Genomic DNA, 15,680 nt, shown 5'->3' on the forward strand with positions numbered 1-15,680 from the left:
GCTTGGCGGGCGCGTGCCTAGCGTGAACGCATGGCGAACCCTGTCGAGCGCACGCCGAACCCTGTCGAGATCCGTACCCTGACCAGCTCCGACGAGTTTCCGGAGTGGCTCCGCGCCGTCTCCACCGGCTTCTTCCGCGGCCCCACCGTCGGCGAGAAAGAGGTGTCGGTCCGCGCGCTGGGCACGGAACTCGACCGTATCCAGGGCGCCTACGACGGCGGACGGTGCGTGGGCACGTTCCGTACGCTGCCGCAGTCGTTGACCGTCCCGGGAGGCGCGGTGCTGCCCGCCTGCGCGGTCTCCGGTGTCACCGTCTCACCCACGCACCGGCGGCGCGGGCTGCTGACCGGGATGATGGCGAACGCGCTGGGCGCGGCCAAGGAGCGCGGCGATGCGTGCGCGACCCTAATCGCGGCCGAGTACCCGATCTACGGGCGGTACGGCTTCGGGCCCGCGGCCTGGACCACCGAGTGGGAGGTCCTCATCGCCCGTACGGGTCTGGACCGGCGCTACGCGGGCCCGGCCGATCTGGGGGACGGCGGACGGGTGGAGCTGGTGGACGCCGCCGAGTTCCGGGCGCGGATGCCGGCCGTTCACGAGCGGTTCCGTACCGGGCCGCAGCGGCAGGGCGCCATCGACCGCGACGAGAAGTGGTGGCGGACGGCGACCGGGGATCTGCGCTTCCCGGACGACGGCTTCACTCCCCCCTTCCACGCCGTCTACCGCGACGCCGACGGGCAGCCGCAGGGCGGTGTGACCTACCACGCCTCCGAGGACCTGTGGCAGGCCAAGCAGCCCGAGCTGACCGTGTCGGTACGGGATCTGTTCGCCACGACGGTCGCGGGTGAGGCGGCGCTGTGGCGGTACGTCCTGGCGATGGACTGGGTGCAGCGGATACGGACGGGCCTTCGCGCACCGGACGACGTGCTGCCGCTGCTGCTGCCGGATCCGCGCGCCGCGCGCACCGTCACGCACGCCGACTGGTTGTGGATCCGGCCGCTGGACGTGCCGCGCATGATGGCGGCCCGTACTTACGCGGTCGAGGGCACGTTGGTGCTGGAGGTGCGCGACAAGGACGGTTACGCGGGCGGGCGCTTCAAGCTGGAGGCGGCCGGACCGCTGGGCGGGGCGCGGTGTGCGGCCAGCCGGGAGGAGCCGGAGCTGTCGCTGGACGTCTCCGAGCTCGGCTCGCTCTTTCTGGGCGGCGAGTCGGCTGTGCGGCTGGCGGCGTTGGGACGGCTGGCCGAGCATCGGGAGGGTGCGGCGGAGTGGGCGGAGGTGCTGTTCCGTACGGCACGTCGGCCGTGGTGCCAGGACGTTTTTTAGCGCCGCTGTTTCCGGGGAGGGGGTGCCCCTGTCCGTCGTTCGCGGGCTGCGGGTTGCGGGTGGTTGCTCGCGCAGTTCCCCGCGCCCCTGGCGGGGCGCGGCGCGCCGTCGTCAAGCCGCCTTCCCCGTGGCGTGGGTTGATGGGAGGGGAAGGCGGCATGACGGCGGCCGTCGGCCGGAGGGGCGGGCGGTCAGGGATGGAGCAGCAGTGTGGCGAGCACGAGGGCTCCGGCGGTGCTGCATCCGGTGTGCCGGGCCTTGAGGCCGACACTCAGCAGCAGGGAACCCACGAGGCCCAGGACCCCGTAGCGCACCTGGACGAGCTGTTCGAAGGCGACGACTGCGGTGGCTACGGCGAGCGCGAGGAGTGGCATGGCGGTCCCTCCTTCTCAGGCACGAGAGGAACGGCTGTGCTGGGAGTACGGAGTTCGCCCATGCGACATCGGACGGGCGGATGGCTCGGGGCCGACCAGAAGAGCGAGAGATGGTGCTGTGTGTGACGCGTCGGCGATGTTGTCTGCCAGGTAAGGAAGTTGGCGACCAACTCACTAACTACATTCCCGCTTGTCCGCCATCTGAAAACATCTGTCAGACAACTGACGCCCGGTGACCGGAAGTTGTATGGTCATCGCTGTGACCAGGAAGCCGACCCCCGCCAGCGGCCACCGCCCGCGCGATGTGGTCGCCGACACCCTCCGTGAGCGGATCCGGACCGGGCAGCTCCGGCCCGGCACCCGCCTTCCCACCCAACGAGAGCTGGAAGCCGAGTTCTCCGTAGGCCGAAGCGCCGTACGAGAGGCCCTGGCCGCCCTCACCCAGGAGGGCCTGCTGGAGAACGTGGGCCGCGGCGCCTCACCGACCGTAGCCGAGCCCACGCACCACGCGGACGCCCCGCGCAGCGCCGGAGTCGAGCTGACGGACCGCCTCCACGAGGCATTTCAGGCCGAGGACGTCACCATCGACGCCTTCTCCCTCACCACTGAGACCCTCAACAACGCCCTGGCCTGGCCCATCCGCCAGGTCATGGACATGCAGCTGACCCCCCGCTCGGTCACCGCCCGGGTGCTCATCCCCAGCCTGGAGGCCCGGCTCGCCCTCCCCCGCCTCATCGACGACCCGGAGAACCCCAAGCCCCGCGAACGGCTGCACCAGATACAGACCACCTACGTCAACGCCCTCAGCAACTCCCTGAACTCGCTCTCCCAGTTCGGCATCGAGGTGGCACTGACCGTCCGTACCGTGCCGCTCACCCCCACCCACAAGCTCTACCTGCTCAACGGCGGCGAAGCGCTCATCGGCTACTACCAGGTGGTCAGGAACGAGGACGCCGCCTTCCAGGGCGAACAGCTGGCCCTCTACGACGTACTCGGCCTGACCGCCAAGCTCTTCCGCTCCGTCCGTGGCCCTGACGCACGGGACGAGCAGGAGGCCAGCTTCGTGGAGGAGTCACAGGAGTTCTTCGACTCCCTGTGGAACACCATCGCCGCACCCTTCGGGTGAGCGGCGAGGGAGCCGCGAGAGGCAGGGACGAAGAGCCCGGTAAAGTTCCGGCACCCCGGTGATCTCCGTGGCCCAGCCCGACCGCCCCCGAGGACAGCGCCGATGACCTCACCCGCCCTCCAGCAGGCCGAAGCGATCGGCGCCGTGGACGGACCACTGGCGGGCTACCACCGCGAGTGGTACGTCGTACGGCCGGAGGGCGAACTGACCCGGCTCGGACGCGTCAAGATCGGCGAACCGCGGGAGGGGGCCCTGTGGTTCGACCGGCGGTACTTCGCCTCCGAGGACGAACTGCTGCTGGAGCTCGCCCGGCTCGGCGTACCGCGCGTACCCCCCGTCCACCGGGTGCGCTCGGCCGGGACCGTCTTCCACGGATTCATCGAGGGCCGGACCCTCGCGGAGCTCTCCCCCCGCGGCCACCCCCTCGCGCCCGACCAACTGCGGCAGATCATGGACCGGTTCGCCTCGCTGTGCCGGCTTCGCCCCGGTGACGTACATGCCCGTCGGCTGGGGTCCGACGACGGTGCCGGCTCCGGCTTTCCGCGCGGGATGCTGGAATTCACCCGCGAGCGCGCCTACCACGCGCACCTGCCGCGCTTCGGTCCGCTCTTCGAGCGGCTCGGTGTGCCGCTCGACGCGCTGGGACCCCGCTCCAGGCTGGCGGCCGAGGCCGCGCGCCAGACCGACCGGCCAGTATGTCTACTGCATGGGGATCTGCACCGGGCCAACTTCATCGTCGACCCGGCAGGCGCGCTGTGGACCATCGACTGGGAGCTGGCCTCGTTCGGCGATCCGCTGTACGACCTGGCCACCCATCTGTATCTGATGGACTACCCGGACCGGCAGCGCGCGGAAGTCGTGGAGCAGTGGCGGCGGACCGTCACCCCGCTGCTGCCCGGAGCCGACGCCCAGCTGGCGGAGGACCTGCCGCGCTGGCTCGACTACAAGCGGGCCCAGTCCGTGTTCACCGACGTGGTACGGCAGGCCGTCGTACTCGCCGACGCCGTGGGCTCGGCTGCCTTCGCCGCCCAGCTGGGACAGGCGGCCAAACTCGTGCACGACGTCCTGGTACGGGCCGCCGAGCCCCTGGAGCTGGCCGATGTGCCGAGCCCGGGCGCCGTCGAGCTGGCGTACGCCGAGTTCTGCGCGGCGCCGGGCGCGGGGCAACCGCGGACCAACGGCCACTGACCCCGCGCGGGCGCACCTGCGACAATCGCTGCTTGCCTGGCCAAGGCAGGCCCCGAACCGGGGCGCCACGAACGGGGACACAGGGATGGTGGCGGCAGTGGAGCATGCGATCAGCTCGGCGCAGTGCGTGATATTCGACTTCGACGGCCCGCTGTGCCACCTCTTCGCGCGGCGCACCGCCGCCTCGGTCGCCGGCCGGCTGCGCGAGACGTACGCAACCGACGCCGACGGCTCCGCCGGAACGTGGCCCGAGACCACCGACCCGCTGCGGCTGCTGACCGCTGCCTTCGACGACCCCACGCTGCTGTCGCAGCAGAGCCCACGCGAGATGGAGCAGTCCCTCACGCTCGAGGAGGTCGCCGCGGCGAAGCTGGCCTTCCCAACCGGGTACGCCGACGCCCTCGTACGGACCCTGTGCGCCACGGGCCGTACGGTGGCCGTCGCCACGGACAACTCCGCCGACGCGGTGGCACGTTATCTCGCCGGACGCTCACTGCTGGAAGCCTTCTCCCCCGGTATGCGGCCGGGCGACGGTACCCCCGCCCAGGTGTGCGGCCGGGTCTGCGACGGCGCCGGGCCGCTCCGGCTGAAGCCCGACCCGGACTGCGTGCTGCGGGCCCTGGAGTCGACGGGCGCCGACGCGGCGAAGACGGTGATGATCGGGGACTCCGCGCAGGACGTCGCCGCCGCGCGGGCCGCCGGGGTCGGCTTCGTGGGCTACGCCCGCAACGAGCGCAAGGAGCGGGAGCTGCGCGGGGCCGGTGCCGAGTGGGTGGTGGCCTCGCTGCGCGATGTACTCCTGACGGTCGACCCACTGGCCCATGTATGACCGGCTGCTGCGTGCGGAGCTGGGGCGAAACCCCTCGTGACCCGCGATGATCCGTACGCTGGCCCCATGAGTGACGCACCCACCCCCGCGAGCGACGAGCCCGCACACGACCCCGAGGTCCTCGAACTGGCGCAGAAGGTCTTCGACCTGGCCAGGCACGGCGACACCGACACCGTCGCCGCCTACGTCAAGGCGGGCGTCCCGGCGAACCTGAGCAACGACAAGGGCGACACCCTGCTGATGCTGGCCGCCTACCACGGCCACCCGGAGACCGTCCGCGCCCTCCTCGCGCAGGGCTCCGACCCCAACCGCACCAACGACCGGGGGCAGTCCCCGCTCGCCGGTGCGGTGTTCAAGGGTGAGGACGAGGTCGTGCGGATCCTCTTCGAGGCAGGCGCGGACCCGCACGCCGGGACACCGTCCGCCGTGGAGACGGCACGGATGTTCGAGAAGCGGGAGCTGCTCGACCTCTTCGGCGAGCAGTAGGCCCTCCCCGGATCTGCCTGGACCCGGATCTGCCTGACCTGCCCCGGACCTGCCTGGCTGCCTGCCCGGCGGCCGCCTGCCGCTCGCCGGATCTCAGCCGCTCAGTGGTGCCCGCCGCCGTGTCCGCCTCCGGCGCCGTGGTCGAACTTCAGTACCTCGCGCGGCATCACGGTGAACGGCCGCATCATGCCCATGTCCTCGTGTTCCAGCAGATGGCAGTGGTACATGAAACGGCCGTGTGCGCCGTCGAAGCGGCCGAGGACATTGACCATCTGGCCCGCCGGCACCTGGAAGACGTCCTTCCATCCGGCCTCGTTCGGCGCGACCGGCACGGACCTGTCCGGGTCGAAGGTGACCGGGCGGCCCTCGCCCGTGCGGCCGAGGGCGCGGTCGAAGCCCGAGACGTCGAAGCCGTCGCGGGAGAGAATCTGGAAGTCCGCCAGATGGATGTGCATGGGATGGCTGGGGCCACCGAGGTTGAGGAAGCTCCACTGCTCGTAGTCGTCATGCGCGACCTTGAAGCCCAGCGTGTCGTCGAACGTACGGGCGCGACGCCGGTACGTCCTGAGTTTGCCGTCGCGGGCCCGCACCTGGATGACGCCGTCCTCCTGCGGGACCGCGCAGTGGCCCACCTCCTCGGTGATGTCGGCCATCTCCCATATCTCCGGGTGCCCGCCGCCGCCCACGGTGCCGGGCGGGGTGAGCACGATGAGGCGGTGGTGATGCGGGATGTCATGGGTGAGCTTCTGGAACGAGGGGGAGAGCGTCGCAGGCAGCACGAACGGGTCCGCGACGGGCTCCGCGCCCACCCGGAACTCCATGACGTGCGGATAGGGGATGTTGCCCGCCGGATCGGGCACGCCGAAGCCGGTCGTACCCACGTTGACCAGGCGCAGCGTCCTGCCGCATAGCGCACGGAAGTCGACCAGCAGGTCGAACCGTTCGGCGGGCGCGGCCGACAGCACCCGGCGCCGTGCGGGGTCGGGGTCGTCGGTGAAGCCGAGATCCACCGGGCGCGGCAGCAGACCGCCGTCGCTGCCGATCTGCTTGACCGTGCCGTCGGGCACCGGCACACCCTCCTCGTCCACGAGCGCGAGGGAGTAGGTCCGTGCGTTGGACGCGTTCAGCAGCCGGAAGCGATACCAGCGCGGCTCCACCTCCAGATACGGCCAGATGGTGCCGTTGACCGTGGTGTACGGGCCGGCGAACGGGAGGGTGACGTCCTTGCCCGACTCCGGGTTCGGGCCGAGGCTGAGCACCTTGTGCAGCAGCCGGCCGTTCAATGGGCCCTCGCCCTGCCCGCTGTTCCCGTTCTGGTCGTTCGACTGGTGCGCCTCGTCCCGGTCGAGGTTGCGGTCGGCCAGGATCAGCGGCAGCTCGTACGGCGCGCGGGGCAGCCGCAGTGCGTCCTCCTCCGCGTCGCGGATCAGATACGTACCGACCAGCCCGGCGTAGACGTTCCACCGGGTGATGTTCATCCCGTGGTCGTGGTACCACCACTGGGTCGCCGGGTGGTCGTTCGGGTACTCGCACAGCTGCGCGTCGCCGTGGCCGACCGCGTTCTCCGCCCAGCCGTCGTTGCCGCCGTTGGTGACGGCACCGTGCAGATGCGTCACGATCCAGCCGGGCAGCGCCGCCACATCGGGGTCCGGCTTGACCCCGTCCCGGCCCGGGTGGTTCGTGTTCGGATCGGTCGGCTCGCCGCGCGGGACGGCGACGGCAGTGACGGGGAACGGCCCGGTCAGCCGGTTCGTCCACGCCACCCGGAGGCGCTGACCGCGCCGTACCTCGAACGTGGGCCCGGGGAAATGGCCGTTGTACGCCCACACCCGGGTGGGCGGCAGCTCGGAGTGCAGCCGCGTCCAGGTCTCGGTCAGCTCGATCTCCACCTGGCCACCGCGCGGATCACTCGTCGGCTCGGGGCACAGGGTGGGCGGTACGCGGAGGGGGTCGAGGTAGGGAGTGAGCTCGCTGGATACGGGGGCGGGCGTGGGCGTGGGCGCGAGTGCAGGCGTGGGTGCGAACGTGCGGGCTGATGCTGGTGCGGGCGTGGGTGTGGGTGCTGGTGCGGGCGTGGGAGCTGGTGCCGGCGTGGGTGCGGGTGCTGGTGCGGGCGTGGGGGCTGGTGCCGACGGGGGTGCGGGCTTTGTGTGGGTTGCCGCCCCGTCCCCGTTCCCGTCGCCGCCTAAAACGTGCTCGATCGTTTTCGTTTCGATGTGCTCGACAGAGTCGATGGACTCGGTCATATATGTCCCCCCGTTGTACTGGTCGTTACGGCAGGCGGGACGCCAGCTGGCCGCACCGGGTTGCCGTATCGCATGGTGAGCGGCCGATCCACGCCGCCTGTCGAACAGTTGGGGGAGCCCCGGCGTAGCCGTCGGACGCATTCCGGACTGGTCGGGCAACCCTCGTGGTCGGGCTCAGGCGGGCTCAGTCGGGCTTGCGGGCCTCGATGAGGAAGCGGGCCGAGTGAGCGACGAACGGGCCCTCCGCCTCGATCCGATCGTGCAGCTCCCGAAGCCGGTCGCGGTACCGCTCCACGGTGAAGCCCGGGACCATCCATACGACCTTGCGCAGGAAGTAGACGACCGCGCCGATGTCGAAGAACTCCATCCGCAGCCGCTCGGACCGCAGGTCCACCACCTCGAGCCCCGCCGCCTCGGCTGCCGCCCGCTCGTCCTCGGGCCGCCGCGCCCTGCGGCCCTCGGGCTGCGGGCCGAGGAAGAACTCCACCAGCTCGAACACCGACGCCGGGCCCACATGCTGGGCCAGATAGCTGCCGCCCGGCTCCAGCACCCGGGCGATCTCCGCCCACCGGGCCCGCACCGGGTGACGGCTGACCACCAGGTCGAACGCGCCGTCCGCGAACGGCAGCGGCGGCTCGTCCTGATCCGCGACGACGACCACTCCACGCGGCCGCAGCAGTGCGGTCGCCTTGGCCACGTTCGGCGGCCACGACTCGGTGGCAGCCATCGTGGCCGGCAACTTCTCCGCCCCCGCGAGCACCTCACCGCCGCCGGTCTGGATGTCCAACGCGGCAGACGCAGTCGCAAGCCGCGCGCTCATCCGCCGCTGATACCCCCACGAGGGCCGCTCCTCAGTCGCCCGCCCCTCCAACCAGGAGAAGTCCCAGCCATCCACGGAAACGGCACCGGCCTCCGCCACCAAGTCATCGAACGAACGCGCCATGCCCCCATCGTCACGCCCCTGCCCCACCCTGACCAACGGGTTTGTCGGGGAGCAGCGACGGTGTCGCGGAGCCGCGACGGTGTCTGGAGCAGAGGCGGTGCCGCGCGGGGCACCACACCCGAACCGCCGAGCCACAGCTCCGCCGACCAGAGCCGCACCCGCATCGCAGAGCCGCAGCGGCAACCGCAGTCGCGTCGCGGCGGCCGCGACCGAGGTCCCACTCCCGGTTGCCCGGCATCGGCCGCCGAGCCGCTCGGCCCAGCGGCGACCGGCTCGGCGGCCGTCGGCTATCCGAGGGGAACCGGCGGCAGCCGGGGCAGGTGGGCCGGGGCCGCCCGGGTCGGGCCCCGTGGCTGGGCGCTCAACTCCCTGACCGGCGGCAGGTCTTCCGCGTGATCGGGCCGGTCATGAGGTCACCGTGCTGATACGGACCACCTCCCCGAGCTCCAGCGCGACATAGAGGGCGCCGTCCGGGCCGAGGGTGAGGCCGTGCGGCTCGGATTCCGGGGTGGGCAGCGGGTGCTCCACGAGGTGGCCGGACGGGGTGCGGGCGGCCACCCGATTGGCCGCCCACTCAGTGATCCAGCAGGTGCCGTCCGGGTCGACGGTCACCGCGTGCGGCCTGGACTCGCGGTCGGGCAGCGGGAACTCGTCGATGCGGCCGTCCGTGCCGATCCGGCCCAGCTGTCCGGCACCGATCTCCACGAACCACAGCTCCTCCCCCGTGCCGGCGGCGATCCCCACCGGCGCGGCGCCCTTGGTGGGCAGCTCGTACAGGGTGACGCTGCCGTCGAGCGCGATACGACCGATCGCGTCCGCCTGGTTGAGCGTGCACCACAGCGCACCGTCCGGACCCGCCACCAGTGCGGAGGGAAAGCAACCGCTGACGGGCAGCGGGAACTCGGTGATCTCGCCGTCGGTGGTGATGCGGCCGATGCGGTGGGCGCTCGTCTCCGTGAACCAGAGCGCGCCGTCCGCACCCGCCGCGATGCCGAACGGGCCGCACTCCGGGGTCGGCAGCGCGAAGGACTCGGCCTGCCCGTCCACCGTGATCCGGCCGATGCGGTGGTCCTTGGTGCGGGTGAACCACAGGGCGCCGTCGGGGCCCGGAGTGATCACCGTCGGGCCGCAGTCGGCGGCGTCGAGCGGGAACGTCGTCACCCGGCCCTCCGGGGTGACGCGGGCGATGGCGCCCGCGGCCACAAGCGTGACCCACAGCGCCTCGTCGGGACCGGTGATGACGTCGTACGGCCCGGCTTCGGGGCCGAACGCCGCCGCGGTGGTCACGGCGATCGCCGTTGCGGGTGCGGACATCGCCGGCACGGACTCGGGTGGGGTGGGGTGCTGTCGGTCCGGGTTCACAAGCGGCTCCTCTCCTCGGTCGTTCCCTCGGGGAGCGACGCGCTCGGTTCTTCCAGGGCAAGCTGCGCACCTCGCCAGCGCTGCCGCAGCCTGCGGTCGTGACTGACGACGACCAGCGCGCCGTCGTAGGCATCAAGAGCCGCTTCCAACTCCTCGACCAGCGCGGGCGAGAGGTGATTGGTCGGCTCGTCCAGCAGCAGGACGTCGGCCGGTTCGGTCACCAGCCGGGCCAAGGCGAGGCGTTGCCGCTGGCCCGTGGACAGCCGGGCAACGGGCACCGCCAGCCGTTCAGCATCGAACAGGCCCAGCGAGAGCAGCCGTTGAGCATGCTCCTCTGGCGGACCGGGGCGGCCATGTGCGTACGCCTCCAGCAACGTCAGCCCGGAGTCGACGGCGATTTCCGGCTCCTGGGGCAGGTACCCGATGCGGCCCCTGCGCGAGATCCGGCCGGTGTCAGGCACCAGCTCTCCGGCCAGGACGCTCAGCAGGGTGCTCTTGCCCGCGCCGTTCGGCCCCGTCACCAACAGCCGCTCACCGGCGGCCAGGGTCAGACCCGTGGGAGCCAGTCTGCCGCGGACTCCGACCTCCTCGGCGTCCAGCACCGTGCCGCGCAGCCCGGCGCCGCGTAGGGCCGTTGTGGCGAAGCGCAGTGGTGCCGGTGGGGGTGGGACCGGTTCCCCCAACAGCCGGCGCAGCCGTTCCTCCGCGTTGCGGACCCGGCTGGCCAGGGACTGCTGGACGCGACCGGCGGCCCGGTCGTAGGCCATCTTGTTGCCGTCCTTCATCGCCCTGCCCGGGGCCACTCTGCGGGCTGTGGTGGCGGCTGTCTCGCGCAGCCGCTCCGTCTCGGTCCGCCAGCGCTCGTGCGCCTCCGCCCAACGGCGCCGGGCGGCGGCCTTCCCGGCCAGATAGCCCGCGTATCCGTTGCCGTAGCGGACGACCTGGCGGCGGTCGGCGTCCACCTCCAGCAGCGTCGTCGCAACGCGCTCCAGGAAGGTGCGATCGTGCGAGACGGCGATCGTGGTGCCACGGCGGGCCCGCAGATGCTCCTCCAGCCAGCGCAGCGCGGCGTCGTCCAGGTGGTTGGTCGGCTCGTCCAGCAGCAGCACTTCCGGGCTCGCGGCCAGCAGGGCGGCCAGCCGGAGCCGCACCCGTTCGCCGCCGGAGAGTCCGCCCACGGTGCGGTCGCGGGGAAGCAGACCCAACCCGAGCCCGTGCAGGGCGCGCTCGACGCGGGCCTCGGCGTCGTAGCCCCCGCGCAGTTCGAAGACGGTCAGCAGCTCTCCGTACTCTCCTAGAGCCGATTCGTCGCCCTGCGACATCGCCGCTTCCAGCGTGCGCAGGCGCTGTTCCATGGTGCGCAGCTCGCTCATCGCGCGGTCGACGACCTGCTGCACGGTCAACTCCGGAGCGAGCGCCTCTTCCTGGGGGAGGTAGCCGACGCCGCCCTCGGCGTGCAGGACGATCTCTCCCGCGTCCGGCTTCTCCTCGCCCGCGAACAAGCGGAGCAGCGTGGTCTTACCGGAGCCGTTCTCGCCGACGATCCCCGCGCGCTCACCCGCCGAGAGCGCGCAGCTCACTCCGTCCAGAACGGTCCGGCCTTCGTACGACTTCGTGACGGCCGAGGCCGTGATCTGGGTGGGCATACGTGCTCTCCAAAGCGATCGATGTGGAGGCGGCCAGTGGGGACCGCGGGACCGGGTGAACGCTCTGGCTGAGCATCGGCAACTCCTCTTCCGTGTCACGGCACGCGCGACGAACGCGATGAACGTGACGAATAAATCTCGGCGTGCGACCGGCGACTCTTTACAGCGACGCCTGTCGCGTTAAGATAGTGACACGGTGATCCCGCCACGGCAAGAGGGAATTCCCGGCGGGGCGGGAGCGGTGCACGGGAGGAGCCGGGCACGGGAGGGCCCGGCACGGAGCGTGCGGCGCGGGGAAAAGGCGCAGGTACAGGGAGCGGAGATGAGCGTGAAGTGACCGTGGAAAAGTCCGGAGAAGGCAGCGACGGCGAGGCCGAGAAGGCTCCGCCGCCCGGCTCCGAGGAGCCTCCGCCGCCCGGTTCGCGGCGGCCCGGCGGGCGTACGGCGCGGGTCCGCGAGCGGGTGCTGGAGGCCGTCGGCCCACTGTTGGTGGAGCAGGGGTTCGACGGTCTGACCGTCGACGCCGTCGCCGCGCGCTCGGGCGTGCACCGCGCGACGGTCTACCGCCGCTGGCGCGATGTCGGCGGGCTCCTCGCCGACGTACTCGACGCGGCGGGCGACGACGGCTGGCGCCCGGCCGACACCGGCTCACTGGAAGGTGACCTGCGGGAGCTGAACGAGGAGGTGCACGAGGCACTGACCCAGGAGCCGTCCGTCGCGCTGGCCCTGATCGCTGCCTCCTTCCGCTCGGAAGAGGCGGCGCGGGCGCTGAGACGGTTCTGGGAGGAACGGTACGCGCGCTGCGAGGTGGTCGTGGAGCGGGCGGTGGCGCGCGGGGAGCTGAGCCCTCCGGTCGACGCGCGGAGGCTGGTGGTGAGTTCGACGGCCCCCGTCTACCACCAGCGCGTGCTGCTGCACGCCGAACCGGACCCCGGGCTGCCCGCGGAGGCGGCCCACGCGGCTGCGCTCGCCGCGCGGGCCGGGGCATTCGCCGGCGCAGCACCCACGAGTGCCGACGAGCCCACGAGTACCACTGAGCCCACGAGTGCCGAGGAGCCAACAAGTACCAAGGAGCCCACGAGTGCCTAGGAGGCCCCACAAGTGCCCAAGAGATCAGCCCAGTTCGTAGATCCGTCCCGTATGGCTGCCTTCGACGGAGCGGACGTATGCCTGGGCGACGTCCGCGAGATCCACCGGGGGGAAGCCGGGGAAGAAGTCGCCGTAGTCCGGGACGCTCTCGGTGAAGATCGTGGGGCTGACGGCGTTGACGCGTTGCGGCGCGATCTCGACGGCCGCGGCGCGTACGAAGGCTTCCACGGCGCCGTTGGCCATGGAGGCCGCGCTGCCCGCGGGGATGGGCTCGCGGGTCAGCACGCCGGTGATCAGCGTGAACGAGCCGCGCTCGGCGATCCGCGTGATGCCCTGCCGGACCAGTTCGAGCTGGCTGAGGGCCTTGCCGCGGAAGGCCGCGGTGTAGTCGTCGGCCGTCATCTCGGCCACCGGCTTGTACGGCACGTCGCCGGCCGCGCTGACCACGGCGTCCAACTGCCCGCCCGCCGCGCGCGCCTCGCCTGCCGCGCGCGCCGCCGCTTCGTACAGGGCCGTGACCTGCTCGGGATCGGAGACGTCATAGCGCAGGTCACCGCCGGTGCGGCCGACGGTGAGGAGCTTGTGGCCGCGCTCGGCCAGAGCCGTGTGCACGGCCGCGCCGAGCCTGCCGGTGGCGCCGATCAGAAGAATGTTCATACCGAGGACGCTAGGGTCCCGTCCTCAGCGCAGGGAAATGCCGATCGTGCAGCACTTATGCTCGGTGGTTATGAATGTGGAGCTGCGCCATCTGCGGGCACTGGCCGCCATCGGCGACGAGGGCACCATCACGGGCGCGGCCCACGCGCTGCACCTCACCCAGCCCGCGCTCTCCCGCACCCTCGACCAGTTGGAGGCGAGGCTGGGCACCCGGCTCGTCGAGCGGACCACCCGGCGGCTGGAGCTGACCGAGCCGGGGCGGCGGCTGTGGGAGCGGGCGCACCGGGTGCTGCGGGAGCTGGACGACGCGCTGGCGGAGGTCGCAACAGGGCCCCGCCCGCTGCGGATCGGCTTCCCCTGGGGCGCGCTCGGCCGCCACACCGTGCCGCTGCTGCGCTCCTGGCGGACGGAACACCCGGGCACCCGCCTGCTCGTACGCCGCTGCGACGACCCCGAGGCCGAGCTGCGCCGGGGCGAGATCGACGCGGCCTTCCTACGGACGCGTCCCGCGCCCGGCGCGGGGCTGGAAGCGCTCGCCCTCTACCGGGAGTCCCGGCTGGCGGCCGTACCGGACGGCGATCCGCTCGCCGAGCGCGGCACGGTGCGGCTGGCCGATCTGGCGCAGCGTCCGGTCGCAATCTGCGCCACCGCCGCGACGACCAGCGCCGAACTGTGGCCGGAGGAGGCACGTCCCGAGACCTTCGAAGTGGCCAACGTGGACGAGTGGCTCACCGCCATCGCCACCGGGGAGTCCGTCGGGGTGACCGCCGAGAGCACCCTGCACAGCTATCCGCACCCGGGCGTGCGCTATCTGCCGCTCGCCGACGCGGACTTGATCACCGTCCATCTGGTCTGGCCGCACACCCCCACCCACCCGGCCACCCAGGCCCTCCGCGACCACGCCGCCCGGCTGCTGCGCGGGGGCGACCGTCAGACGGCCGCCGGCACTGACCTGACCGGGCCGCCGTCCACGGTCAGGTCCTGAGCGGTGATGTACGCCGGGGTGCCGGAGGCGAGAAGGGCGACGGCCGCTTGCGATCTCGTTCCGGGTGACCGAGCGCGCCGAGCGGCGACGACCGCGCGCGCCCGTGCTGCTCCGCCGCCTCCCCCGTCATTGCCCCTGGCCGACAGCAATGCGGTTCAGCGCGGAGCGCCTTCAGCACCCACCACATCGGCGACCACACAGCTCACGTTGTCAGGTCCGCCGGCGCGGTTGGCCGAATCGACCAGTGCGCGTACCGCCTGTGCCGGGTCGGCGACCGTGGTGACGATGGCCCGGATGTCCGCCGCAGGCACGACCGCGGACAGGCCGTCCGAGCACAGCAGATATCGGTCCCCGACCTGGGCGTCGCGGAGTTTCATATCGACCGCGTCACCCGCCTTCGCGCGGGCTTCCGCCTCGCCACCGACCAACGCGCGGGCCAGCAGCGCGGGTTGTGGCGAGGAGGCGGCTTCCTCGGGGCTCAGCCGCCCCTCGTCCAGCAGTTTCCGCACCAGCGTGTGGTCGTCGGTGAGCTGGAAGAACTCACCGTCCCGCAGCAGATAGGCGCGGGAGTCGCCGATGTGGACGAGGGCGAGCCGGGAGCCGGACCACAGCAGTGCCGTGAGGGTGGTACCGACCTCCTCTGCCGCGACACCGCGCACGGCGCGGCCCGCCTCCTCGACGGCGTCCTCCAGGGCGTTGAGGAGATCACCCGCCGAAACGGCGTCTTGCTCCAGCCGCCGGAGCGCCGCGACCGCCACCTCGCTCGCCTCCCCTCCCCCGCTCCCGAACCCGTCCGCGACGGCCAGCAACCGAGCGCCCGCGTACGCCGTGTCCTGGTTGCTCTCCCGTACGCGCCCGGTGTCCGAGAGGGCGGCATAGCGGATGTTCAGTGGGGCTTCGTTCGTCCGGTGCACAGGAACCACGTCCTTCTGTGACAGATGGTTGACGAGGAAGGCGGCCAGCTCCCGGCGCGCAGCGATCTCCGCCTCGGTCTCCGCCCAGTACGCCTGTACTTCCGCGGCGGCCGCCGAGTTCGTGGCCGTCGCCGAGCCCTCAGCCGTCGCATCCGCGACCGTCGCCGTCGCGTCCGCAGTCGCCGCGTCCGCGACCGTCGCATCGGCTGCCGCCGCCAAGTCGCACACGTGCCGGATGCGGGCCAGCGGCATGCCCAGGCGGCGAAGCCAGGCCACCAGTCGGGCGCGCTCCAGCTGTTCGGGGGCGTAGTAGCGGTAGCCGCTCACCGGGTCGACGCGGGCGGGGGCCAGCAGACCGAGCTCGTCGTACAGCCGCAGGGCCTTCGGGGAGAGCCGCGACGCCTTCGCGAAGGCCCCGATGGTGAGCCGGCCGGTACCCATGTCCATCCCGTCCTCCCTCGTCACCGGGCTCCGCGCCCGGCCCTGCCGATGCTGCGGCTTCCCCCGAG

General features: G+C 72.0%; 14 protein-coding genes. 7 read left to right on the forward strand and 7 right to left on the reverse strand.

Features of this window, described 5'->3' with window-relative positions; genetic code table 11:
* Window positions 1-30: 30 nt before the first annotated feature.
* Window positions 31-1,326 carry a GNAT family N-acetyltransferase gene (locus tag ACQEU8_RS34855; protein WP_433108324.1) on the forward strand — a complete coding sequence of 432 codons (1,296 nt, stop codon included), beginning with the start codon at window positions 31-33 and terminating at the stop codon, window positions 1,324-1,326.
* 191 nt (window positions 1,327-1,517) lie between these two features.
* Here ACQEU8_RS34855 and ACQEU8_RS34860 read toward each other — a convergent pair whose 3' ends face one another.
* Window positions 1,518-1,700, reverse strand: coding sequence for a hypothetical protein (locus tag ACQEU8_RS34860; protein ID WP_433108326.1), 183 nt, complete (start codon window positions 1,698-1,700; stop codon window positions 1,518-1,520).
* Between the two features lie 259 nt (window positions 1,701-1,959).
* Here ACQEU8_RS34860 and ACQEU8_RS34865 point away from each other — a divergent pair, with 259 nt between their 5' ends.
* From ACQEU8_RS34865 to ACQEU8_RS34880, 4 genes are all read left to right on the forward strand, one after another.
* Window positions 1,960-2,826 (forward strand): FadR/GntR family transcriptional regulator, encoded by an 867-nt coding sequence (locus ACQEU8_RS34865; RefSeq protein ID WP_433108328.1) that lies wholly within the window; start codon window positions 1,960-1,962, stop codon window positions 2,824-2,826.
* Between the two features lie 102 nt (window positions 2,827-2,928).
* Complete coding sequence (locus tag ACQEU8_RS34870; protein WP_433108330.1) at window positions 2,929-4,014, forward strand: phosphotransferase; 1,086 nt, start codon at window positions 2,929-2,931, stop codon at window positions 4,012-4,014.
* Window positions 4,015-4,111: 97 nt separating this feature from the next.
* Window positions 4,112-4,843: an HAD family hydrolase gene (locus tag ACQEU8_RS34875; protein ID WP_433108332.1), complete on the forward strand. Its 732-nt coding sequence runs from the start codon at window positions 4,112-4,114 to the stop codon at window positions 4,841-4,843.
* Between the two features lie 66 nt (window positions 4,844-4,909).
* Window positions 4,910-5,329 carry an ankyrin repeat domain-containing protein gene (locus tag ACQEU8_RS34880; protein WP_433108334.1) on the forward strand — a complete coding sequence of 140 codons (420 nt, stop codon included), beginning with the start codon at window positions 4,910-4,912 and terminating at the stop codon, window positions 5,327-5,329.
* A 101-nt stretch (window positions 5,330-5,430) separates the two neighbouring features.
* On the opposite strand, the gene ACQEU8_RS34885 is transcribed toward ACQEU8_RS34880, so the two are convergent.
* The 4 genes from ACQEU8_RS34885 to abc-f form a co-directional block, all read right to left on the reverse strand.
* Window positions 5,431-7,218, reverse strand: a complete 1,788-nt coding sequence (locus ACQEU8_RS34885) for a multicopper oxidase family protein (protein ID WP_433108336.1) — start codon at window positions 7,216-7,218, stop codon at window positions 5,431-5,433.
* 541 nt (window positions 7,219-7,759) lie between these two features.
* Window positions 7,760-8,518 carry a class I SAM-dependent methyltransferase gene (locus tag ACQEU8_RS34890; protein WP_433108338.1) on the reverse strand — a complete coding sequence of 253 codons (759 nt, stop codon included), beginning with the start codon at window positions 8,516-8,518 and terminating at the stop codon, window positions 7,760-7,762.
* 405 nt (window positions 8,519-8,923) lie between these two features.
* Window positions 8,924-9,832 carry a Vgb family protein gene (locus tag ACQEU8_RS34895; RefSeq protein WP_433108935.1) on the reverse strand — a complete coding sequence of 303 codons (909 nt, stop codon included), beginning with the start codon at window positions 9,830-9,832 and terminating at the stop codon, window positions 8,924-8,926.
* Between the two features lie 44 nt (window positions 9,833-9,876).
* A complete protein-coding gene (gene abc-f / locus ACQEU8_RS34900; RefSeq protein WP_433108340.1) occupies window positions 9,877-11,526 on the reverse strand; it encodes a ribosomal protection-like ABC-F family protein in 1,650 nt (549 codons plus the stop codon).
* Window positions 11,527-11,859: 333 nt separating this feature from the next.
* Between abc-f and ACQEU8_RS34905 the strand changes: the two genes are divergently transcribed.
* Window positions 11,860-12,615 carry a TetR/AcrR family transcriptional regulator gene (locus tag ACQEU8_RS34905; protein ID WP_433108342.1) on the forward strand — a complete coding sequence of 252 codons (756 nt, stop codon included), beginning with the start codon at window positions 11,860-11,862 and terminating at the stop codon, window positions 12,613-12,615.
* Between the two features lie 24 nt (window positions 12,616-12,639).
* On the opposite strand, the gene ACQEU8_RS34910 is transcribed toward ACQEU8_RS34905, so the two are convergent.
* Complete coding sequence (locus ACQEU8_RS34910) at window positions 12,640-13,272, reverse strand: short chain dehydrogenase (protein WP_433108344.1); 633 nt, start codon at window positions 13,270-13,272, stop codon at window positions 12,640-12,642.
* A 70-nt stretch (window positions 13,273-13,342) separates the two neighbouring features.
* Between ACQEU8_RS34910 and ACQEU8_RS34915 the strand changes: the two genes are divergently transcribed.
* On the forward strand, window positions 13,343-14,257 hold the full coding sequence (locus ACQEU8_RS34915; protein WP_433108346.1) for a LysR family transcriptional regulator: 915 nt from the start codon (window positions 13,343-13,345) through the stop codon (window positions 14,255-14,257).
* A gap of 155 nt (window positions 14,258-14,412) precedes the next feature.
* Here the strand turns inward: ACQEU8_RS34915 and ACQEU8_RS34920 are convergent, their stop codons facing one another.
* On the reverse strand, window positions 14,413-15,618 hold the full coding sequence (locus ACQEU8_RS34920; protein WP_433108348.1) for a MerR family transcriptional regulator: 1,206 nt from the start codon (window positions 15,616-15,618) through the stop codon (window positions 14,413-14,415).
* Window positions 15,619-15,680: the final 62 nt, after the last annotated feature.

Source organism: Streptomyces sp. CA-250714 (assembly GCF_050936705.1).
Taxonomy (GTDB): Bacteria; Actinomycetota; Actinomycetes; order Streptomycetales; family Streptomycetaceae; genus Streptomyces.

Excerpts from the sequence above, each read along its gene's own strand:
- ACQEU8_RS34855 (WP_433108324.1), top strand. The coding sequence starts at position 31 with ATGGCGAACCCTGTCGAGCGCACGCCGAACCCTGTCGAGATCCGTACC.
- ACQEU8_RS34860 (WP_433108326.1), bottom strand. The coding sequence starts at position 1,700 with ATGCCACTCCTCGCGCTCGCCGTAGCCACCGCAGTCGTCGCCTTCGAA.
- ACQEU8_RS34870 (WP_433108330.1), top strand. The coding sequence starts at position 2,929 with ATGACCTCACCCGCCCTCCAGCAGGCCGAAGCGATCGGCGCCGTGGAC.
- ACQEU8_RS34880 (WP_433108334.1), top strand. The coding sequence starts at position 4,910 with ATGAGTGACGCACCCACCCCCGCGAGCGACGAGCCCGCACACGACCCC.
- ACQEU8_RS34890 (WP_433108338.1), bottom strand. The coding sequence starts at position 8,518 with ATGGCGCGTTCGTTCGATGACTTGGTGGCGGAGGCCGGTGCCGTTTCC.
- ACQEU8_RS34895 (WP_433108935.1), bottom strand. The coding sequence starts at position 9,832 with ATGTCCGCACCCGCAACGGCGATCGCCGTGACCACCGCGGCGGCGTTC.
- abc-f (WP_433108340.1), bottom strand. The coding sequence starts at position 11,526 with ATGCCCACCCAGATCACGGCCTCGGCCGTCACGAAGTCGTACGAAGGC.
- ACQEU8_RS34910 (WP_433108344.1), bottom strand. The coding sequence starts at position 13,272 with ATGAACATTCTTCTGATCGGCGCCACCGGCAGGCTCGGCGCGGCCGTG.
- ACQEU8_RS34915 (WP_433108346.1), top strand. The coding sequence starts at position 13,343 with ATGAATGTGGAGCTGCGCCATCTGCGGGCACTGGCCGCCATCGGCGAC.
- ACQEU8_RS34920 (WP_433108348.1), bottom strand. The coding sequence starts at position 15,618 with ATGGACATGGGTACCGGCCGGCTCACCATCGGGGCCTTCGCGAAGGCG.